The organism is Amycolatopsis rubida (genome assembly GCF_900115345.1).
Lineage (GTDB): Bacteria > Actinomycetota > Actinomycetes > Mycobacteriales > Pseudonocardiaceae > Amycolatopsis > Amycolatopsis rubida.
In genome coordinates, this window is record NZ_FOWC01000024.1 from 16,712 (window position 1) to 37,871 (window position 21,160).

At 70.8% G+C, this 21,160-nt stretch carries 19 protein-coding genes; 13 read left to right on the top strand and 6 right to left on the bottom strand.

Annotated features, from left to right (window positions below; genetic code table 11):
* Positions 1-4 precede the first annotated feature (4 nt).
* The 3 genes from BM362_RS43520 (at position 5) to BM362_RS43530 (ending at position 2,515) form a co-directional block, all read left to right on the top strand.
* Positions 5-835 carry an alpha/beta hydrolase gene (locus BM362_RS43520; protein ID WP_093577125.1) on the top strand — a complete coding sequence of 277 codons (831 nt, stop codon included), beginning with the start codon at positions 5-7 and terminating at the stop codon, positions 833-835.
* A gap of 35 nt (positions 836-870) precedes the next feature.
* Positions 871-1,797, top strand: coding sequence for a LysR substrate-binding domain-containing protein (locus BM362_RS43525; protein ID WP_067595591.1), 927 nt, complete (start codon positions 871-873; stop codon positions 1,795-1,797).
* A 73-nt stretch (positions 1,798-1,870) separates the two neighbouring features.
* Positions 1,871-2,515 carry a cysteine hydrolase family protein gene (locus BM362_RS43530; RefSeq protein ID WP_093577126.1) on the top strand — a complete coding sequence of 215 codons (645 nt, stop codon included), beginning with the start codon at positions 1,871-1,873 and terminating at the stop codon, positions 2,513-2,515.
* Between the two features lie 307 nt (positions 2,516-2,822).
* Here the strand turns inward: BM362_RS43530 and BM362_RS43535 are convergent, their stop codons facing one another.
* Positions 2,823-3,995 carry an FAD-dependent monooxygenase gene (locus tag BM362_RS43535; RefSeq protein ID WP_093577127.1) on the bottom strand — a complete coding sequence of 391 codons (1,173 nt, stop codon included), beginning with the start codon at positions 3,993-3,995 and terminating at the stop codon, positions 2,823-2,825.
* A 72-nt stretch (positions 3,996-4,067) separates the two neighbouring features.
* On the opposite strand from BM362_RS43535, the gene BM362_RS43540 reads away from it, so the two are divergent.
* From BM362_RS43540 to BM362_RS43550, 3 genes are all read left to right on the top strand, one after another.
* Positions 4,068-4,640 (top strand): TetR family transcriptional regulator, encoded by a 573-nt coding sequence (locus tag BM362_RS43540; RefSeq protein WP_198545679.1) that lies wholly within the window; start codon positions 4,068-4,070, stop codon positions 4,638-4,640.
* 32 nt (positions 4,641-4,672) lie between these two features.
* Positions 4,673-4,984 (top strand): ScoMcrA-related endonuclease, encoded by a 312-nt coding sequence (locus BM362_RS43545; protein ID WP_093577128.1) that lies wholly within the window; start codon positions 4,673-4,675, stop codon positions 4,982-4,984.
* Between the two features lie 420 nt (positions 4,985-5,404).
* On the top strand, positions 5,405-5,773 hold the full coding sequence (locus BM362_RS43550) for an HNH endonuclease (RefSeq protein ID WP_093577129.1): 369 nt from the start codon (positions 5,405-5,407) through the stop codon (positions 5,771-5,773).
* A gap of 61 nt (positions 5,774-5,834) precedes the next feature.
* Here the strand turns inward: BM362_RS43550 and BM362_RS43555 are convergent, their stop codons facing one another.
* Together BM362_RS43555 and BM362_RS43560 are read right to left on the bottom strand one after the other, a co-directional pair.
* On the bottom strand, positions 5,835-6,512 hold the full coding sequence (locus BM362_RS43555; protein ID WP_093577130.1) for a phosphonatase-like hydrolase: 678 nt from the start codon (positions 6,510-6,512) through the stop codon (positions 5,835-5,837).
* Complete coding sequence (locus tag BM362_RS43560; protein ID WP_067595575.1) at positions 6,509-7,498, bottom strand: phosphotransacetylase; 990 nt, start codon at positions 7,496-7,498, stop codon at positions 6,509-6,511. Before BM362_RS43560 ends, BM362_RS43555 begins: the two co-directional genes overlap by 4 nt.
* Positions 7,499-7,702: 204 nt before the next feature.
* On the opposite strand from BM362_RS43560, the gene ald reads away from it, so the two are divergent.
* The 5 genes from ald (at position 7,703) to BM362_RS43585 (ending at position 14,060) form a co-directional block, all read left to right on the top strand.
* Positions 7,703-8,818: an alanine dehydrogenase gene (gene ald / locus BM362_RS43565; RefSeq protein ID WP_067595573.1), complete on the top strand. Its 1,116-nt coding sequence runs from the start codon at positions 7,703-7,705 to the stop codon at positions 8,816-8,818.
* Between the two features lie 95 nt (positions 8,819-8,913).
* Complete coding sequence (gene pdxR / locus BM362_RS43570; protein WP_067595571.1) at positions 8,914-10,377, top strand: MocR-like pyridoxine biosynthesis transcription factor PdxR; 1,464 nt, start codon at positions 8,914-8,916, stop codon at positions 10,375-10,377.
* A gap of 349 nt (positions 10,378-10,726) precedes the next feature.
* A complete protein-coding gene (locus BM362_RS43575) occupies positions 10,727-12,391 on the top strand; it encodes an amidohydrolase (RefSeq protein WP_093577131.1) in 1,665 nt (554 codons plus the stop codon).
* Complete coding sequence (locus tag BM362_RS43580) at positions 12,388-12,627, top strand: DUF3311 domain-containing protein (protein ID WP_067593409.1); 240 nt, start codon at positions 12,388-12,390, stop codon at positions 12,625-12,627. The genes BM362_RS43575 and BM362_RS43580 overlap by 4 nt, the downstream gene beginning before the upstream one ends.
* Positions 12,621-14,060 (top strand): sodium:solute symporter family protein, encoded by a 1,440-nt coding sequence (locus BM362_RS43585; RefSeq protein WP_067593406.1) that lies wholly within the window; start codon positions 12,621-12,623, stop codon positions 14,058-14,060. The genes BM362_RS43580 and BM362_RS43585 overlap by 7 nt, the downstream gene beginning before the upstream one ends.
* Positions 14,061-14,104: 44 nt before the next feature.
* Here BM362_RS43585 and BM362_RS43590 read toward each other — a convergent pair whose 3' ends face one another.
* From BM362_RS43590 to BM362_RS43600, 3 genes are read right to left on the bottom strand one after another with little or no spacing between them, the layout of a single operon-like run.
* On the bottom strand, positions 14,105-15,778 hold the full coding sequence (locus BM362_RS43590) for a cobaltochelatase CobT-related protein (RefSeq protein WP_244287477.1): 1,674 nt from the start codon (positions 15,776-15,778) through the stop codon (positions 14,105-14,107).
* Positions 15,775-16,719, bottom strand: a complete 945-nt coding sequence (locus BM362_RS43595) for an AAA family ATPase (protein ID WP_067593400.1) — start codon at positions 16,717-16,719, stop codon at positions 15,775-15,777. Before BM362_RS43595 ends, BM362_RS43590 begins: the two co-directional genes overlap by 4 nt.
* Positions 16,720-16,732: 13 nt before the next feature.
* Positions 16,733-17,578: an IclR family transcriptional regulator gene (locus tag BM362_RS43600; RefSeq protein ID WP_067593397.1), complete on the bottom strand. Its 846-nt coding sequence runs from the start codon at positions 17,576-17,578 to the stop codon at positions 16,733-16,735.
* A gap of 145 nt (positions 17,579-17,723) precedes the next feature.
* On the opposite strand from BM362_RS43600, the gene xsc reads away from it, so the two are divergent.
* Positions 17,724-19,532: a sulfoacetaldehyde acetyltransferase gene (gene xsc / locus BM362_RS43605; protein WP_067593394.1), complete on the top strand. Its 1,809-nt coding sequence runs from the start codon at positions 17,724-17,726 to the stop codon at positions 19,530-19,532.
* Between the two features lie 208 nt (positions 19,533-19,740).
* The gene (locus BM362_RS43610) at positions 19,741-21,105 is read left to right on the top strand and encodes an aspartate aminotransferase family protein (protein ID WP_067593391.1); all 1,365 of its coding nucleotides are present in this window, start codon (positions 19,741-19,743) and stop codon (positions 21,103-21,105) included.
* Positions 21,106-21,160 lie beyond the last annotated feature (55 nt).

Below are 21,160 nucleotides of genomic sequence, written 5' to 3' on the forward strand. Positions count from 1 at the left end.
TCCCGTGAACCGTCCGAACGTCGATCGGGACTACAGCGCGCAGGCCACGGTGACCAAGGCCGAGTTCGACGCCGTGCTGGCCCGTTACCGCTCCGCCTCCGAATCCGCCACCGCCGGTCTGGACGGCGACACCGACCTGGCTTTCGACCCGCTCAGCGACGAACGGCTGGACGTCTGGGGCAGCTCCCCCGGACAGCTGCGCCCCGTCGTCCTCGCCGTCCACGGCGGCTACTGGCGGATGCTCTCGCGCCACGACACCGCCTTCATGGCGCGGGTGCTGGCCGACGCCGGAATCGCCACCGTCGTGCCCGACTACACGCTCGCTCCCGCGGCGACGCTGGAGGAGATCGTGCGCCAGGTCCGCGCCGCTGTCGCCTGGATCCGCCACCACGGTGCCGAGCACGGCCTCGACCGCGAGCGCATCCACGTCGTCGGCAGCTCAGCCGGTGGCCACCTGGCCGCGATGACCGCCGTCGCCGGATGGCAGCACGCCGCCGGGCTGCCGGAGGACGTCGTCAAAGGCGCGATGACGATCAGCGGGCTGTTCGACCTCCGCCCGCTGGTCGGCTCGTTCGCCAACGCCTGGCTGGCCCTCGGCTCCGCCCGCGCGGAAGCCCTCAGCCCCATCCTCGCGCCGCCCGGCGCCGTGCCGCTGCACGTGGCGGTCGCGGAACACGAGGCCGCCGGATTCCCTCGGCAGAGCAAGGCCTTCCACGCGCACTGGCCCGGTTCTTTGACTGTCGTGCCCGGCCGCAACCACTTCGACGTCTTCCTCGACCTGGCCGACCCCCGCTCGGCGCTCAGCCAGGCCCTGGTCCGGCTCGCCCTCTCGTGACGCCGGAAGCCGGCCCGGACAGTACTGTCGCCGGAATGGACCTGCCCCGCCTGCTCGACGGCCGCCTCAAGCTCAGGCACCTCGTGCTGGTGGACACCCTCACCGAGCAGGGCAGCGTCGTCGGCGCGGCCGCCGCACTGCACGTCACCCAGCCGGTGGTCACGCGCGGCCTGCACGATCTCGAAGCCATCCTCGGCGTGCCGCTCTACGAACGCGGCCCGCGCGGGATCACGCCGACCGAGTTCGGGACCGCGTTCACCGAACACGCGCGCGCCGTGCTCGCCCAGCTGACCCACGCGGCGCGGCACGTGGTGGAGATCGCCGACGCGACGCGCGGCCGGGTCGTCGCGGGCATCCATCTCGCGGGTTCGAACCTGTTGCTGCCCCGGGCCATCGCGCATCTGAAGCACGACCATCCGCTGGTCACGGTGGTCGTCCGGGAGGCAACGCCGGAGTCGCTGCTGGTGGAGCTGACCGCGGGCCGGGTGGACGTGATCGTCGGCAGGCTGAGCGGCCCCGGCACGGAAGACACCCGGCGGCGGGCGCTGTACCAGGAGTCGATCCGCGTCGTCGCCGGCGCGCACCACCCGCTCGCCGCGCGCGGGAGCGTCTCGCTGGAGGATCTGGCGGAGTTCCCGTGGATCGTGCCCGGCACCGAGACGATGCTGCGCCAGGAGCTGGAAAGCCTCTTCGCCCAGCACGGCCTCGACCTGCCGGCCAACCGCGTCGAGGCCACGTCGTTCTTGACTGTGCGGCAGCTGCTCACCGAAACCGCCATGGTCGCCGCGCTCCCCGGCTTGCTCGGCATGGACGACCCGCGGCTGGTCACGCTGCCGACGCCGCTGGAGAACATCGGGCACAGCGTCGGCCTGACACTCGCCGCCGGCCGCAGGCTGAACCCGGCCACCCAGGCGCTGATCGAGTCCCTGCACACTGTCGCCGCGCAGATCGAAGAAGCCTGACGCCTTCTGTCGTTTTCTTGACGACCGACACTGCACCGTGATACCTCAGGGGTCTTCCGCGAAGGGAGCTTCCATGGGTTACCGCTTGTCCACCGTCGATCCGGCCCGCACCGCGCTGGTCGCCATTGACCTGCAGCACGACTTCCTGGCTCCGGGCGCCCCGCTGGAGTCCCCGGCCGGACGCGCCATGCTCCCCGTCCTCAACGACACCGTCCGGTTCTGCCGCGACGTCGGCATCGCCGTGTTCTTCACCGCGCACGTCCACCGCCCGGACGGCACCGACATGGGCCGGTTCGCCGACCTGTACCCGCCGATCGCGGCCGGTGCCGCGCTCATCGAGGGCACGCCCGGCGCCGCGTTGTACGCCGAAGTGGACCGCCGCCCGGACGAACCGCTGATCCCCAAGCATCGTTACAGCGCCTTCTACGGCACCGATTTCGAAATGCAGCTCCGCGGCCGGGGCGTGGACACCCTGATCGCCGCCGGAGTGACCACCGAGGACTGCGTCCACGCCACCATCCGCGACGCGATGTTCCGCGACTTCCGCACCGGGGTGCTGTCCGACGCGTGCGCCACCTACGACCACCCCGACCTGGGCCACGGCGCGATGTCCGCCGCGGACGTGCACGCGGCGACGCTGGTTGTGCTCGCTCAGTCCACTGCGGACGTGCTGACGAGCGCGGAATTCAAGGCGCTAGCGGAAAAGGGAGCCGCTTAGCCGCACCCTGCGAACGGGCCGCGCGAGTGGGCCCGCTCACCGGCGCAGCCGTCCGGAACGCTGACCAGCCCTGCCCGAGCCGGGCTCGCAACCCGCGCTCAATCGACTCCCCAGCCGCACCTTGAGCCCGCCAGCGCATCACGCGAATGGATCCACACCGGTCTCCGCAGCTTCCCCGGCCTCATGGACATGAAGCCGCTCAGCCATGCCCGCGAACGCGTCGTGCGAGCGGATCCACCCATCCCTCGCCAGTCCGCCTCAGCACTGACCGTCCCCGCCCAGTCCGAAATACACAGCCCCGGCTCGCTCAACCGCGCCCCGCCGCCGCCAGCGCGTCGTGCGAGTGGATCCACTCCACGGTCTCCCCGATCCGCCCCAGCGCGGCATCCCGTGCCTCCGCGGCCGGACCGTCCGGCACATGCAGCAGCGCATTCGCCACCCACGAACTCCGCTGGACCGCCCGGGTCCGCGGGCGCCGCAGCTTTTCGTATCGGGCGAGCGCCGCGTCGCGTGAATCCCGGGCCAGGCACTCGGCGAGCGTCACCGCGTCCTCGATCGTCTGGTTCGCCCCCTGCCCGTGGTGCGGCAGCATCGCGTGCGCCGCGTCGCCGAGGAGCACCACCCCGCCGCGATGCCACCGGTTGAGCGGATGCTGGCCGAACAACCCCCATCGCTGATCCAGCGTCGTCGCGCCGACCATCTCCCGCACCGCCGGATGCCAGCCCGCGAAGGCCGCCTCGACGCGTTCCCGGGGAATGTCCTCGGTCCACGACTCCCCCGGCCAGACGGCCGGTTCGTCCAGCACCGCGAGGAAATTCACCACCGACCCGTCGCCGATCGCGTAGTGCAGCAGGTGCCCGCCCGGTCCCATCCAGAACTGGATCGCCCCCGCGTCCGGCAACGACGGCAATCGCTGCACCGGCACCAGCCCGCGGAAACCGCTCGCACCCGAGTACCGGGCGCGCGGCGCATCGTCCACCCACGAGCGCACGGTCGAGTGCACCCCGTCCGCGCCCACCACCACATCGGCGGTTTCGCTTGTCCCGTCGGCGAATTCGAGCCGATACCGCGGCCCGTCCGCGACCAGGCCGCGCACCGGCCTGCCAAGCCGGACCTTGCCCCACGCGCCGGCCAGGATCCGCTGCAGATCCGCCCGGTGCACCCCGAAATACGGTCCGGCGAACCGTTCCTCGTAGGCGTCCCCGACCGGGTAGGCGACCACCCGCTGCCCGCTCCGCCAATGCCGGTAGACCAGCTCCGTCGGCACCGCGGAACACGCGGCCAGCTCGTCCCGCAGCCCCAGCCGCCCGAGGATCCGGGACCCGTTGGCGGCCAGCGCCACCGCCGCCCCGACCTCGCGCAGTTCCGCCGACCGTTCGTACACCTCAGCCTCGATCCCGCGCTGCCGCAACGCGAGCGCGAGCGTCAGTCCGCCGATCCCGCCGCCGGCGATCGCCACCGAGAGTGCTTTGCCCGCCATCAGGCCTCCTCACCCTTGTACCGATCGGTACAAGGGTGGACGGTACGACGTACCGATCGGTACAGTCAAGGGGTGGATTCCGGACCCGGCCGCCGCGCCGAACTGCTGGAGCAGGCCGTGGGCTACCTCGCGACGCACGGCATCGCGGACCTGTCGCTCGCGCCGATGGGCGAAGCGCTGGGGACGAGCAAGCGGATGCTGCTGTACTACTTCGGCAGCCGGGAAAACCTGATCACCGAAGCGATCGCCGCGAGCCGCCCGGACGTCGCCGAGCTTTTCCGCTCCGTGCACGACGAGGAATCCCTGGCCGCCGCGGCGCACGCACTGTGGCACGCGATCACGCGGGGCCGCCAGCAGCGGCCGATCCACATCCTGTTCCAGGTGCTGGCGCTGGCCCCGACCCAGCCGGAGCGCTACCTGACCGTCGCCAGGGAAGCGATCACCGCGATGGTGGACCCGCTGGTGCCGGTGTACCGGAAGCTGGGCTACGCCGGACCCGACGCGGCGGCACGGGCGAGCCTGCTGATCTCCGGCCTGCGCGGCCTGTGCCTGGACCGGATCGTGACCGGGGACGAAGAACGGATCGAGATCGCGGCACGCGCGCTGATCGCCACCGCGGTGGCCCCGCCCGCGCCACAAACGTGAAAGGCTTTGTCTGCATCGGATAACCTTGCCCGGTGAGCATTTCGGACTTGACCCGCGCAGTGGTCCGTGCGGCGATGGCGGAGCACGACGAGTACGGAGCAGAGGCCTTCTGCGCGGAATACGGCTTCGAGATGTGGTGCGACTACGTCGTCGTCGACCGCGAGCACCAGTACGGGATCCAAGCACTGGCCGCAGCCGCGCACGCCTTCTTGCCCGGGCACGTCCCCCTCACGCCAGCCGAAGTCGCCGACGTCGGCGTGGTGAAGAAGCGGCTGACAGATCTCGAATTCACCGTGCGGGCACCACGGCTGCCGGACGGCGACAAGTTCCGCTCGGTCAGCTGAGTCCAGCACAAGCTGTACGGCAAACCCGGCTGAGGGAGTACGCCAAGGCGAAAACGCGGGGCAGCAAACTGGACGACGAGTGCTGCGAGAGTTCGATGACGCGCGCGCCGCGGAGCGCAAGCGGAAGTACGACGGTTACCCCGATGTGCTCGGAGCACCAGTACGACTACGACAACCTCGTCTTCAACTCCGTGTCGGAGACCTTGTCGTATCGACACCCAGCCCGACATCCTCAAGCCGAAACAAGTCTGCCCGAACTGCGGCCGGAGATGCTTCGAGCCGCGCAAAGTCCACCGTCCCAAATACCGCTGCCGGCACGAAAACTGCCGTCACGAGTTCGAAGAACCGCGCGGGGAGACGAGGTCGGTCACCCAGTTCGTCGCCGTCTACGGCTCCGGTTACCGCCCGGTCGACGAGCAGGTGCGGGAGCGGCTGCGCGACGGAGCCAAGCAGAACACCATCCGCCGCCTCGACCATGCCGCGATGCTGACCCTGCTCGACGAGTCGGCCGTCTCCGTGCCGAAGCGCGGGCCCAGCAAGCGGAAAGCCCCAGTGGGCGGGCATCGCGAGGCTCGGGCCAAGGTCCGCGTCGGCCAAGGCGCGTTCCGGAAGAACGTGATCGCGCGACACGGCGCACAGCGCGCGGTCACCGGACCTTGCCCCGAGGCCGCCCACCTGATTTCGTTCGCCAAGAACGAGTCCCACGAGGACGGGCTGCTCCTGCGCGCCGACGTGCACAAACTCTTCGACCGCGGAGTTCGAAGGCGTGCCGATCCCCGAAGGCCTTGATCGCGCGGTAGTCCGAGACCTGTACCTCACGGTCACCGCGAAGTGGAAGGAAGAGTAGCCCCTAGCCTTCGAGCACCGCGGGCAACTCCGCCACCGACCCCAGCACGTGCGTGGCCCCGTGCGCCCGCAATGCCGCCTCGTCGTGCGCCCCGGTCAGCACCCCGGCCGTCACCGACGCACCGGCCCGCCGCCCGGTCAGCATGTCGAACCCGGTGTCCCCCGCGACCGCGACCGCGCGCACGTCCGTGATTCCCAAGCGCAGCACCGCGGTCAGCACCATGTCCGGGAAGGGCCTGCCCCGCCCGCCCGCGTCCGCCGGGCACACCGTCAGGTCCGCCAGATCCGTCCACCCGAGCCGCTCCAGCAACGCATCGCGAGTCGCTGCCGAGAACCCGGTGCTCAGGCACACCCGGCGCCCCTGCGCGCGCACCTTGTCGATCGCCTCCTCCGCACCGGGAAGCGGCGCGGCAACCTCGATAGCCTGCTCGGCGAACGCAGTCTCGAAAACCTGATTCGCCTTCTCCGCGACCCCGGCCGCGGGAAACAGCGCCCGGAAGACCTCGATCTTCGACTGCCCCATGGTGTCGCGGACGTAGGCGTCCGCGTCCTCGCGCTCCGGCGAGTCCGCGGGCACCCCGGCCGCCTCCAGCGCCGCCGAGAACGCCGCCTCGACCGCGCCGTCGTCGCGGACCGTCGTGCCCGCCATGTCCAGCACGACCAGTTCCACCGCTCGCGTCATCGGACCCCCTCCACTTCCCGCCCGGTCACCGCGTGCACCGCGCTGATCAGGGCCATCGTCTCGATGTCGGCCGCGCTGCACCCGCGCGAGAGGTCGTGCAGCGGTGCCGCGACGCCTTGCAGGATCGGCCCCAGCGCGGTCGCCCCGCCCAGCCGTTCGGCGATCTTGTAGGCGATGTTCCCTGCGTCAAGATTGGGGAACACCAGCACGTTCGCCCGTCCGGCGACCGTCGACCGCGGCGCCTTCGCCAGCCCGACCGCGTCCACGACAGCGGCATCGAACTGCAGCTCGCCGTCCACGTCCACGGCGGGCAGCCGTTCCCGCACCAGCGAAGTCGCCTGCCGGACCTTGTCCACCGCGGAATGCTTGGCGCTGCCCCGCGTGCTGAACGACAGCATCGCCACGACCGGCTCGGTCCCGGTCAGCGCGCGGTGCGTCTGCGCCGCGCCGACGGCGATGTCCGCCAGCGCGTCCGCGTCTGGCTCGGGAACCACGGCACAGTCGGCGAACGTGAGCGATCGGCCGTCCCGCAACAGCATCAGGAAACAGCTGCTCAGCGTCCGCACCCCGGGTGCGAGGCCGACAATCCGCAGGCCGGCCCGCAGGACATCGGACGTCGGCCGGGTCGCGCCGGCCAGGCACGCGTCCACCCGGCCCAGCGCGAGAAGCGCGGCGGCGAGGGCGACCGGATCGGCGCGGACCGCCTCCACCCGGTCGGGGAACGCCGTGGCCAGCCGCGCGAGGACAGCGTCGTCGGCGGCCAGCTCCGCCGGGTCCAGGAAAGGCGGCACCGAACAACCCAGCTCCGCCGCGACAGCGGCGATCTCCGCCGCAGGCCCGACGAGCACCGGCTCGATCTCGCCGCGGCCGGCCAGGCGCGCGGCCGCGGTGACGGCGCGCGGGTCGGCGCCGTCGGCGAGCGCGATCCGCGGGCGGGCGTCGCCGACGCGTTCCCGCCACGTCTCGGCCAGAGGGGCCATGGTCATCTCGCAAACTCCCTCGCGGACGGCAGTGCTCCCCGAGCAGGATCTCGACTCCTGGCCCCAGGGGACAGAGCCAGAACGGTGCCCGTTGACAGGTCCAGAAGGCCCGGAGCCTGGACCCGTCGACCGACCGGTTTCTGGCACTTTCGCGGTGGCCAGTCGTCCCGCACTCTCGGTCGCACCAGACACGGCAGATGGGAGCAGGCGATGAAGATCGGTGTGCCTCGCGAGGTCAAGAACCACGAATACCGGGTGGCGGCGACGCCTGCCGGAGTACACGAGTTCACCTCGGCCGGCCACGAGGTCTTCGTGGAACGCGGGGCGGGCGAAGGCTCGTCGATCCGCGACGAGGACTACACGGCCGCCGGCGCGAAGCTGCTCGACCGCGCGGACGACGTGTGGGGCACCGCGGACCTGGTGCTCAAGGTCAAGGAGCCGGTCGCTGAGGAGTACCACCGGCTGCGTGCGGACCAGCTGCTGTTCACCTACCTGCACCTCGCCGCGAGCGAGCCCTGCACCCAGGCTCTGCTCGCCGCCGGCACCACCTCGGTGGCCTACGAAACGGTCCAGCTGCCGAACGGCTCCCTTCCGCTGCTGTTCCCGATGAGCGAGGTGGCCGGACGGCTGGCCCCGCAGGTCGGCGCGCAGACGCTGATGCGCGTCAACGGCGGGCGCGGCGTGCTGATCGGCGGCGTCTCGGGCGTGCCGCCGGCCCGCGTGGTCGTGCTGGGCGCGGGCGTCGCCGGGATGAACGCGGTCGCCGTCGCGGCCGGGACCTGGGGCGACGTGGTGCTGTTCGACAAGAACGTGGACAAGCTGCGTGCCGCCGACCGCATGTACCAGGGCCGCATCCGCACCGCCGCGGCGAACTCGTACGCGATCGAGCAGGCGGTGCTGGAGGCCGACCTGGTCATCGGCGCGGTCCTCGTCCCCGGCGCGAAGGCCCCGAGCCTGGTGTCCAACGAGACGGTCTCGCGGATGAAGCCGGGCAGCGTGCTCGTGGACATCTCGATCGACCAGGGCGGCTGCTTCGAGGACTCGCGCCCGACCACCCACGCCGACCCGACCTTCCGGGTGCACGAATCGGTGTTCTACTGCGTGGCCAACATGCCGGGCGCGGTCCCGCACACCTCCACGCACGCGCTCACCAACGTCACGCTCCCCTACGCGCTGGAAATCGCGAACAAGGGCCTCCGCACCGCGGTGCGGGACACGCCCGAACTCCGCGGCGGCGTGAACACCGTGGCCGGGGCGCTGACCTACGAGCCGGTCGCCGTGGCGCACGGCCTGCCCGTCGCCGACGTCGCCGACGCACTGGCCTGAGCCGGCCGGCGCAGCGCGGCGGGGTGGGAAAACCGGCCACCGCGAGTTACGTTTCAGCCCGCCCCGCTGCACGCCGGCCACTTGGGAGAGCGCACTTGCCACGCACGCTGATCGAGATCGACCGCTCGTCGGACGAACCGCTGTACCGCCAGGTCCGGCGGGCGATCGAGCACGGCATCGCCATCGGCACGTTCGACCCGGCCCGCCGGCTGCCCAGCTCGCGGGAACTGGCCGTCGAACTCGGCGTTTCCCGGAACACGATCAACCTCGCCTACCAGGAGCTGGTCGCCGAGGGCTACGTGGAAAGCCGCGAGCGCAGCGGGCTGTTCGTCAACGGCGAGATGCGCCCGCACTGCGCGGTGGAGGAACGGGACACCGAGTCGCGGATCGACTGGGCGGCCCGGGTGCGCCGGTTCCCGGACGCCGGCGTCGCCCACATCGAGAAACGCACCGACTGGGCGAGCTATCCCTACCCGTTCCTCGCCGGGCAGGTCGACATCACCGCGTTCCCGGCCCGGTCGTGGACGCGCTGCCTGCGCGACGCCCTCTACCGGCCGCACGTCTTCCACAGCCTGCAGGACAGCGTCGGCTCCGACGACCCGATGCTGGTCGAGATGGTCTGCCGCCAGCTGCTGACCACCCGCGGCATCGAGGCGGAGCCCGACGAAGTGCTGATCACCGTCGGCTCGCAGCAGGGCCTCGACCTGCTCGGCCGCGTGCTGCTCGGACCGGACCAGGTCGTCGCCATCGAGAACCCCGGCTACCTCGACGCCCGGCACATCTTCCTCCGCACCGGCGCCCGGGTGACCGGAATCGACGTCGACTCCCGCGGCCTGCAACCGCCCGACTCGCTGGAGCGGGTCGACCTCCTTTACCTCACCCCGAGCCACCAGCACCCGACCAACGCGACCCTCAGCATCGGCCGCCGCCGCCAGTTGCTCGCCCAGGCCGCCGCGTCCGGCACCGTGGTGGTCGAGGACGACTACGACAGCGAATTCCGCTACCAGGGCAGCCCCACCCCGGCGCTGAAGGCGCTCGACAACACCGGCGACGCCGTCTACCTGGGCACCTTCTCCAAATTCCTCTCCCCCGGCCTGCGCCTGGGCTACCTGGTCGGGCCGCGGGACCTGGTGCGCGCGCTGCGAGAGGCCCGCCGGTACGTCCTGCGCCACCCGCCGGGCCAGCTGCAACGGGCGCTGGCACTGCTCATCGAAAGCGGCGAGTACCACCGTTCGCTTCGCCGCTACCGCACGAAGCTGATGCGCAAGTGGACCGCCACGACCGCCGCGGTCACCCAATACCTGCCGTGGGCACAGGGCTCGTACCCGCCCGGCGGCGTCAGCCTGTGGATGACCGGACCGTCCGAACTGGACTGCCGCGTTCTGGTGCGGCGCGCGGAGGAACTGGGCATCCTCGTCGAACCCGGCGACATCTTCTTCCTCGGCGACGACCCGCCGCGCAACCACTTCCGCATCGGCTTCTCCGCCACCCCGCCATCCGCGATCGACCCGGGGATCCGGCTGCTCGGCGACCTCTGCCGGGAACTGCTGGACACCTGACCCGCCCCGGCAGCCGGGCGGTGCGTGCGGGGAACCCTGAGAGGGTGTTTCGAAACCCGGCGGCGTGGCCGGGCGTTAGCTGTGATACCGGGGCGGCGTGGCGTTTATCGGGCGGTTGTGTGCAAGCTGCCGTGTAACACACGGATTCAGCGACTGACCACGCGGGTTTCGAAACACTCTCTGAGGGAATCTGATTCCGTCAGGGTTCCCCTCACGCGCCCGAACGCGCCTGAACGCGCTGACCGGCACTGCGCTGGCGCCACGCGCGCGTCGCTTTCTGGACCTGTTCGCGGGCCGGCTCCCCCGGCACTGTCGTGGGGGCAGGACACGTGGACAAGGAGGTCCCATCGTGGGCGAACCCGCGGTATCCGCTCGTCCGGCCCCCGACCTGGTGGTGCTCGGGGGCACGGTGCTGACTCTCGACCGGGGCGGGACGCGGGCGTCCGCGCTCGCCGCCCGCGACGGCCGGATCACCCACGTCGGCGACGACCGGTCGATCGCCGCTCTCGCCGGTCCCGGAACGACAGTGCTCGACCTGGCCGGGCGCACCGTGATACCGGGCTTCGTGGAGTCGCACAACCATCCGTCGTTCTTCGGCATGGCGCTGGCCGCCCCGGTCGACGCCGGAAGCCCGCCCAACGACCGGATCAGCGATATCGCCGGCCGCGTCCGGCAGGCGGCGCGCGAGTTCGGCCCCGGCGAATGGATCAAGGGTTTCCGTTACGACGACACGCTTCTCGCCGACAACCGGCATCCCGTCCGGCACGACCTGGACCCGGCTTCTCCGCACAACCCGGTCCTGCTCACCCACGTGACCGGGCACTTCAGCGTGGCGAATTCCGCCGCGCTGCGAGCCGTCGGCATCACCGCGGCCACGCCCGACCCGCCCGGCGGCGTCATCGCCCGCGACGAACGCGGCGAACCGACCGGCCTCCTCATCGAGACCGCGGCGTTCCTGGTCAACTCCGCGATGCCCGCGCAAGGCCCCGGCGAACTGGCCGCGGCACTCCAGCTCGCCGACGCCGAGTATCTGCGCAACGGCGTCACTTCGGTGCACGACACCGGAATCGGCCTGATCGGCGGCGAACAGGAACTCGCCGCCTACCGGATGCTGACCCGCGCCGGAAAGCTGCGCACCCGCGTCCACGGCTACCTCTTCCACACCCTCCTGCCCGGCCTCGCCGAGGGCGCCCCCGAATCGCCGGACCCGTCCAACCCGGACGGCTTCACCATGAACGGCATCAAGATCGTCGCGGACGGCTCGATCCAGGGCCGCACCGGCTGCCTGGCCGAGGGCTACACCTGCGACCCCGGCGAGCACGGCATGATGCTGCTCGAACCAGACGACCTGTCCCGCCGCATCGCCGCGCTCGACGCCGCCGGCTGGCAGGTCGCGGTGCACGGCAACGGCGATGCCGCGATCGACGCCATCATCGACGGCTACGCCCGGCTCGGCGCGCCCGAAGGCACCGGCCGCCGCCACCGCATCGAACACTGCCAGACCGCCCGCGAGGACCAGCTCGACCGGATGGCCGAAAACGGCATCGCCGCGTCGTTCTTCATCAAGCACGTCTACTACTGGGGCGACCGGCACCGGGACGTTTTCCTCGGCCCGGAACGCGCTCGCCGGATCAGCCCGCTCGCGTCGGCCCGCTCCCGCGGAATCCGCTTCGGACTCCACTCCGACACCCCGGTCACCCCGGTGCCGCCGCTGGAAGGCATCTGGTGCGCCGTCGCCCGGCAAACCAGCTCCGGCCAGCTCCTCGGCCCGGAACAGGCGATCGACGTCGAAGCCGCCTTGCGCGGTTACACCATCGACGCCGCGTACCTGGCTGGCGAGGAAGCCGTGAAGGGCAGTCTCGAAATCGGCAAGCTCGCCGATCTCGTCGTGCTGTCCGAGGACCCGACCACAGGGGACCCGAACCGGATCCGGGACCTGACCGTCGACGCCACGGTGATCGGCGGACGGCTGGTCTGGCAACGCGATCCGGTACCGGCCGGAGGCGACCGATGATCCGGAGCTGGCCGAGCCTGTGCGTCGGGCTCGGCGTCCCCGCGGTCGCGATCCTCGGCGGAATCCCGCTGGCGGCGGGCTCGCCCGCGACCGTCGCCGGGTTCCCGCTGGTGTTCTTCTGGATGTTCCTCTGCTTCCCGCTGACCACCCTGTGCCTGTGGATCAGCTGGCGGTTCTTCGACCGCGAGCACTATCCGGCGGACAAGCCTCCGGCGAAGGAGGACCAGCCATGCTGATTCTCATCGTCGCGGTCGTGATGGGGCTGTCGATCCTGCTGGCGCTGTGGGCGGGCCGCTCGGCGCGCGGCGGCGGGATCTCCGAGTTCCTGGTCGGCGGCCGCTCGTTCCCGCCGTGGCTGCTGTACTTCCTGGCGGTCGGCGAGGTGTACAGCATCGGCACGATGATCGGCTTCCCGAGCGGCATCTACGCCCACGGCGCGAGCTACGGGATCTGGTTCCTCGGCTACATCCTGCTCGCCTACTCGCTGGGCTACTTCCTCGCCCCGCTGGTCTGGCGCGCGGCGCGCAAGCACGACGCGATGACCGTCCCGGACGTCTTCGGCCGCCACTACGGCAGCCGGACGCTGGAGCTGATCACCTGCGTGACGATGCTGATCGCGCTCGTGCCGTGGGGCCAGTACCAGTTCATCGGCCTGCAAGTGGTGCTGAGCAACCTCGGGCTGAACCTGACGCCCGTGCAGTGCGTCATCCTGGCCGGGATCATCGCGTTCGCCTACATCGCCGTGTCCGGCATCCGCTCCCCCGCGTTCGTGTCGATCCTCAAGGACGCGTTCATGCTGCTCGGCGTGGTGCTCGTCGGCCTCGCCGCGGTGCTGGTCGCCGGCGGGACGTCCGGGGTCACCGGGCCGGCGGCGCTGGCCAGGGCGCAAACCACGATGGGCGGCCAGGACCTCTGGTTCGCGATGACCACGATCCTGTTCCAGAGCGTGGTCTTCTACCTCGGCTTCGGCGGCGCGTACGTGTTCCCGGCGCGCTCCGAGCGGGCGGTGAAGAGTTCGACGGTGTGGATGCCGCTGTACATGCTCATCTACCCGTTCCTCGTCTTCGCCGCCTACTACGGCCTCAAGCAGCACCCCGGGCTGAAGAACCCGAACACGGTCTTCATGGTGACCGCGAAAGGCCTTCTCCCGGAACCGGTTCTGGGTCTCGTGGCGGCCGGCGCCGCGTTGTCCGGCGTGCTGGTGCTGTCCGCGACGGCGTTGGCGATCGGCGGCATGGTCAGCCGCAACCTGGCCCCGAACGTCCGGCCCGCGGCGCAACGGCGCTGGACGGTCGTGGCGGTGGCGGTGTTCCTGGTGCTCGCCGCCGTGCTCACGCTGACCGCCTCGACGCTGATGCTCACCGTGCTGAACCTGACCTACAACCTGCTGGCCCAGGTCGTCCCAGGCTGGCTGGCGATCCTGTTCGCCCGGCGGGTGCGCACGGCCGCGATCGCGACCGGCATGGTGGTCGGCGTGGTGACCGCGGTCGTCCTGTACGCCACCGGCGTGACGCTCGGCGGCCTCAACACCGGTCTGGTGTCGATGGGCGTGAACCTGCTGATCGTGTTCGGCTGGAGCCTGCTCGCTCCCGGCCGGCGACGGTCGCCCATCGCCTTGGAGAGCGGCACAGGGGTGGCAGCGAGCCCGGCCGCGGCAGCCGCGCGCTGAGGGTGTCGTGCAGTGTCTATGCCGGTGAGAACCGGCATAGACACTCACGACACCAGTCCGAGGATCTCACGAAACGTCCGGAATCCCGTATCCCCCTCGGCCTCCACCACCACACTGCGGCGGTAGTACGCGCTGAGGTCGAGACCGACCCCGATGCCGTACACCTCCGTGTCGCTCCGCTCCAGCCCGTCAGCCACCTGCACCAGATGGCGATCAAGGTAACGCTCCTCATTGGCCAGCGCGGTCGCGCCGTCCATCGGACTTCCGTCCGACAGCACGAAAACCAGCCGCCGCCGAGCCTCCCATCCCCGTGCCCGTTCAGCCGCCCACGCCAACGCCTCGCCGTCGACGCCCTCGCGGAACAGATCGGCCTTGAGCAACGCCGCGACGTCCCGCCGCGCGCGCCGCCACGGTGTCGCCGCGTCCTTGAACACCAGGTGCCGACGCTCGTTGAGCCGCCCTGGCTGCTTCGGCCGCCCGGCACGCATCCAGTCCCGCCGCGCCCGGCCGCCGTGCCAGGCACCCGTCGTGAAGCCGAGGATTTCGCAACCGGCCCCGGCGAGATCGAGCGCGCGAGCGAACAGATCGACCAGCACCGCGACGGTTTCCCGGTGCGCCTTCATCGAACCGGAGCAGTCGATCAGGAAGGTGACCAGCACGTCGGCGACCGGTTCGGTCCGCTCGACCCGGAACACCCGACGGTCCGCAGGCGTCGCGATCAACCGCGCGAGGGCCCGGCCGTCGATCTGGCCCTCCTCCTGCGCACCGTCCCAGCCGGACCGCTCCGGCTCGGCGAGCACCGCCGTGAGTTCCCGCGCGAGCCGGGCCACGTTGACGCCCTGCTTCGCCACCCGGGCGTCAAGCCGTTCGCGCAACTCGCGCAGCAATTCCGGCCGCACCAACGGTCCCGCCCGGTCCTCGCGGTCGTAGTCGGTGGTGAAAACCCGATACGACCCGGCCGCCACCGGCCCGTCGTGGTCGCCGAGACCCGCGGCACCGCCTTCCTCGGCGCCGGTTTCGTCGTCGAAATCCAGCAGCAGCGCGTACGCCGCGGTGTCTTCTTCGTCCTCGGAATCTTCGGGCTTCTCCGGCTCTAGCAGCCCGGCGACCGTCTCGGCCAGCGCCCGCGCATGCTCCGCGAACGCCGCCTGATCAGCCCGGTTCCGCCGGAGCCCGGCCAGCTGCGCACCGAGCATCGGCGCGATCGCCGCACGGGTCGCCTCGATCAGGTCCTCGGTCTCTTCCACGACCGGCTCGCCGGTGATCCGCGCCCGCGCCACCTGCGCGACGGTGTAAAGCAGCACCCCGCGCGCGGTCTCGGTCAGTCCATTGTGGTGCGCCGAGAGCGACCAGCGTTCGTGCCGCCGCCGCACATTCGCCGTCACGCCCGGAAAACCAGCCGGAACCAGCGACTCCACCCGGAACTGCTCCAGCAGCTCGAACAGCAGCCGCTCGACACCGCCGTCCGGCCGCAACCGCTTGTGCAGCTCCCGATCGGACCGGCTCAGATGCAGCGCCATCCCGTCCGCCGCACCGCGGAAGGACTGCACGTCCTCGTCCGCCGAGCGCAAATGCGGCGCGGGCGCCGGAGCCGGACGGGTGCCGCGATGCAAGCGCCCGCCCCGGAAATGCGCGTCCGGCACCCCGCTGACCGCCCGGATCGCCGCCGCGGACAGCTCCTCGACCTGCTGGCGCCGCCGGGTCTCGGGCGTGCTCACGCCGCGGCCAGCTCCAGGTCGAAGCAGCGCTGGAAGTACTCGGCGACGACCGGGCGTTCGGCCTCGTCGCATTTGTTGAGGAAGGTCAGCCGGAACGCGAGCGCCGGATCGCCGAAGATCTCGCAGTTCTCCGCCCACGTGATGACCGTGCGCGGCGACATCAGCGCGGACAGGTCGCCGGCCCGGAACCCCTCGCGGGTCAGCCCGGCGACCGCCACCATCGCTTCGGCGAACTGCTCGGTCGTCCGCGGCACGCGCGCCCGCACGATCGCGGCTTCCTCTTCCGGCGCCAGGTAATCGAGCGCGGCGACGATGTTCCACCGGTCGATCTGCGCGTGGTTGAGCCGCTGAACGCCGTGGTAGAGCCCGTTGAGATTGCCCAGCCCCACGGTGTTGGCCGTGGCGAACAGCCGGAAACCCGGATGCGGGCGCAGCACGGTGTTGCTGTCGATCAGGGTGAACCTGCCGTCCCGTTCGAGCAGCCGCTGGATGACGAACATGACGTCCGGCCGCCCCGCGTCGTACTCGTCGAGGATCAGCGCGGTCGGCCGCCGCAGCGACCACGGCAGGATGCCCTCGCGGAACTCGGTGACCTGCTTGCCTTCGCGCAGCACCACCGCGTCCTTGCCGACGAGGTCGAGCCTGCTGAGGTGCCCGTCGAGGTTCACCCGCAGGCACGGCCAGTTCAGCCGCGCCGCGACCTGCTCGACGTGCGTGGACTTGCCGGTGCCGTGCAGTCCCTGCACGAGCACGCGCCGGTTGTGCGCGAACCCGGCCAGCAAGGCGAGCGTCACGTCCGGGTTGAACCGGTAGGCCGGATCGATCTCGGGCACGTGCTCGTCCGGCTCGGAGAAGGCCGGGACCATCAGGTTCGAGTCGATGCCGAACGCGTCGCGCACGGCGATCCGGGCGTCGGGGCCGTTGCCGCACAACGGGTTCATCAGGGGACCTCCGTCAGGACGGGATGCTGTCGGCGTCGTCGGCCGATCCCTCGGCCTCGACGTCCTTGATCGCTTCGGCGGCCCGCTGCAACGCGGGAAGCGCCTGCAAAGCCTTGTCGGCGGTGAGCCGCATGACCGGGGCCTGCACCGCCACCGCCAGATTGGACCGCCCGCTGCGGCTGGGCACCAGCACCGCCACGCAGACGAGCCCGGGCAGGAATTCCTCGTCGTCGAGGGCGAATCCGTCGCGCCGGATCCGGGCGAACTCCTCTTCCAGCGCGTCGAGATCGGTGACTGTCTTGGCGGTGTACTGCTTCAGCGGAGCGTGCGCGAGAAGCTTGCGCCGCTGCGCCGGGCTCATCTGGGACAGGATGATCTTGCCGCTGGCCGAGCAGTGGATCGGCACGCGCGAGCCCGGCCGCAGGTAGAACCGCAGCGGTTCGGGGGTTTCGACACGGTCGAGGTAGACGATCTCGCTGCCGGACAGCGCGGTGATGTTGCAGCTCTCCCCCAGCTCGTCGACCAGATGGCTGAGCACCGCGCGCCGCGCGCCGTGGTGCGTCGCGTTGAGCAGCAGGTTCTCCGCGAGGCGGCGCAGCCGGTCGCCGGTGCCGTAATGCCGTCCGTCGGCCTGGCGCACGAGCAGGCCCGCGCCTTCCAGCTGCTGCAGCATCCGGTGCAGCGTCGGCTTCGGCAGGCCGGTCTCCTCGACCAGGCTCTGCAGCGTCACCAGCTGGTCCTTCGCCGCGATCAGCTCAAGCAGCGCGAACAGCCGCATGGTCGGGGTGTCTCCGTCGAGGCCCGCGCCGTCCGGCTCGCGCACGAGTTCCACGGCGCTGGTCTTCCGCAACTCACTCACGTTCCGAAAAGTAGCACATCCTGTCTCGTTTTCCAGCAACTGCCGGTTGACCTCCCGTGCGCGGCGTCCTATCGTCCGTCGTGTTCAACTTTTACGAACCTCACGTACCGAAAACCAAGACTTTCAGCGTCGAAGGAGTTCAACCATGGCGGAGAGGAAGACGGGCGACGGCCGCACCGTCGTCAGCGGGACGGCGAAGATGACCCCGTCGGAGGCCTTCGTCGAGACGATGGTGGCCAACGGCGTCACCGACATCTTCGGCATCATGGGCTCGGCCTTCATGGACGCGATGGACATCTTCGCGCCGGCCGGCATCCGGCTCGTCCCGGTCGTGCACGAGCAGGGCGCCGCGCACATGGCCGACGGCTACGCCCGGGTCAGCGGGCGCCACGGCGTCGTGATCGGGCAGAACGGCCCCGGCATCAGCAACTGCGTCACCGCGATCGCGGCGGCGTTCTGGGCGCACAGCCCGGTCGTGATGATCACGCCGGAGGCGGGCACCATGGGCACCGGGCTGGGCGGCTTCCAGGAGGCCAACCAGCTGCCCATGTTCCAGGAGTTCACCAAGTACCAGGCGCACGTCAACAACCCGAAGCGGATGGCCGAGTACACCGCGCGGGCCTTCGACCGGGCGCACGCGGAACTCGGCCCGACCCAGCTGAACATCCCGCGCGACTTCTTCTACGGCGAGATCGAGACCGAGATCCCCGAGCCGCAGCGGCTGGACCGCGGCCCCGGCGGCGACAAGAGCCTCGCCCAGGCCGCCGAGCTGCTGGCGAGTGCCGAGTTCCCGGTCGTCATCGCCGGCGGCGGGGTCGTCATGTCCGACGGCGTCGAGGAGGCCAAGGCGCTCGCGGAACGCCTCGGCGCGCCGGTCGTCAACAGCTACCAGCACAACGACAGCTTCCCGGCCAGCCACCCGCAGTGGTGCGGCCCGCTCGGCTACCAGGGCTCCAAGGCCGCGATGAAGCTCATCTCGCAGGCGGACGTGGTGATCGCGCTCGGCACCCGGCTCGGGCCGTTCGGCACCCTGCCGCAGCACGGCATGGACTACTGGCCGAAGAACGCGAAGATCATCCAGATCGACGCGGACCACAAGATGCTCGGCCTGGTCAAGAAGATCACCGTCGGCATCTGCGGCGACGCGAAGGCCGCCGCCGCGGCGCTGACCGAGCGTCTCGCGGACCGCACTCTCGCCTGCGACGCCACCCGCGGCGAGCGCGCCGGCCGCACCAAGGCCGAGAAGGACGCGTGGGAGGAAGAACTCTCCGCGTGGACCCACGAGAAGGACCCCTACTCCCTCGACATGATCGCCGAGCAGGAGGGCGAGGAAGGCAACTGGCTGCACCCGCGCCAGGTCCTGCGCGAGCTGGAGAAGGCCATGCCGCCGCGGGTGATGGTCTCCACGGACATCGGCAACATCAACTCCGTGGCGCACAGCTACCTGCGCTTCGAGGAGCCGCGGTCCTTCTTCGCGCCGATGTCCTTCGGCAACTGCGGTTACGCGCTGCCGACCATCATCGGTGCCAAGGCCGCCGCGATGGACCGGCCGGCGATCGCGTACGCCGGCGACGGCGCGTGGGGCATGAGCATGGGCGAGATCATGACCGCGGTGCGGCACGACATCCCGGTCACCGCCGTCGTGTTCCACAACCGCCAGTGGGGCGCGGAAAAGAAGAACCAGGTCGACTTCTACGACCGTCGTTTCGTCGCGGGCGAACTGGAAAGCGAGAGCTTCGCCGGCATCGCGCAGGCGATGGGCGCGGACGGCATCGTCGTGGACAAGCTCGAGGACGTCGGCCCGGCGCTGCAGAAGGCCGTGGACGCGCAGATGAACGAGGGCCGCACGACGGTCATCGAGATCATGTGCACCCGCGAGCTTGGCGACCCGTTCCGCCGCGACGCGCTGTCGAAGCCGGTGCGGTTCCTGGAGAAGTACCAGGACTACGTCTGATCCCCTCGTGCGGGTTCAGCACGGTTCTCCCCGTGCTGAACCCGCACGGCCCCTGCCCGGCCGAGCCCTCATGCCCGGCCGGGCTTCTCACGTCCCGCCCCTCGCATCTGGCCCCCGTGATCGGCCTCTTTCTGGCTCTGGGCGTGGACCAGAAAGATTGCGATCGTCGACACATTCCCGTTCTCGCACACACTCAGGAGGTCGCCAGGTGAACGTCACGGAGCTGCGGGCCACTGCCCGCCGACACCTCGGGCCGCACTTCACGCGCAAGGACACCTGGCAGAGCGACTTCCCGGTGTTCGTCCGCGGCGAGGGCAGCTACCTCGTCGACACCGAGGGCCGCCGTCACCTCGACGGTCTCGCCGGGCTGTTCTGCGTCAACATGGGCCACGGCCGCGCGGACATCGCCAAGGCCGCGGCCGAGCAGGCCGGCACCCTCGCCTACGCCAGCAACTGGGGCTCGGCGCACCCGCCGTCGATCGAGGCCGCCCGGATCATCGCCGACCTCGCCCCCGGCGACCTCGGCACCACGTTCTTCGTGAACTCCGGTTCGGAGGCGGTCGAGACCGCGCTGAAGTTCGTCCGGCAGTACCACCGCAGCCAGGGCGCCCCGGAGCGGACGAAGATCATCAGCCGCGAGATGGCCTACCACGGAACGACCATGGGCGCGCTGTCGGTGACCGGCCTGCCGAAGATCAAGGAGCCGTTCGGCCCGCTGCTGCCGGGCATCCGGCACGTCCCGAACACCCTCGGTTTCACCGGCGACCGCGGCCCGGCCGACCAGCTGGACTGCGTCCGCGCGATCGAGGCGGTCATCCTCGAAGAGGGACCGGAGACGGTCGCCGCGGTCTTCGCCGAGCCGGTCCAGAACGGCCGGGGCGCACTCGTCCCGCCGGAGGGCTACTGGCCTGCCCTGCGGGCGCTGTGCGACAAGTACGGCATCCTGCTCGTTTCGGACGAGGTCATCTGCTCCTTCGGCCGCCTCGGCCACTTCTTCGGCCACGGCCTCACCGGCGTGGTGCCGGACCTGATCACCTTCGCCAAGGGCTCCACCTCGGGCTACGCCCCGCTCGGCGGCGTGATCGTGCGCGAGCAGCTGGTCACCGAGCTGTACGACTCCCCGAAGGGCGGCGTGTTCACCCACGGCGCGACCTGGGGCGGCCACCCGGTGTCGACGGCCGTCGCGGTCGCCAACATCAGCGCCATGCGCGACGAAAAGGTGCCCGAGCACGTCCTCGCCGAGGGCCCGAAGCTGCACGCCGCGCTGGAGTCGCTGAAGGACGCGCACCGCTGCGTCAAGGACGTCCGCGGCACCGGGTTCTTCTACGCGATCGAGCTGATGGCCGACCGCGACGGCGGCCGCGAGCTGACCGATGAGGAGTCGCTGACGGTGTTGCGGGAAGTCCTGCCGGAGTCGTTCCGCCGCACCGGAGTCATCCTCCGCGGCGACGACCGCGGCGCGACCATGCTCATGGTTTCGCCCCCGCTGGTGGCCGGCACGGACGTGCTCGACGAGCTGCTGCACGGCATCGACGGCATGCTCACCGACGTGGAGAAGGCGATCCAGCCCTGAGGGATAGCACCGGCGGGCGCTGGGTACCTCGTGGTGAACGGGGCACCCGGCGCCC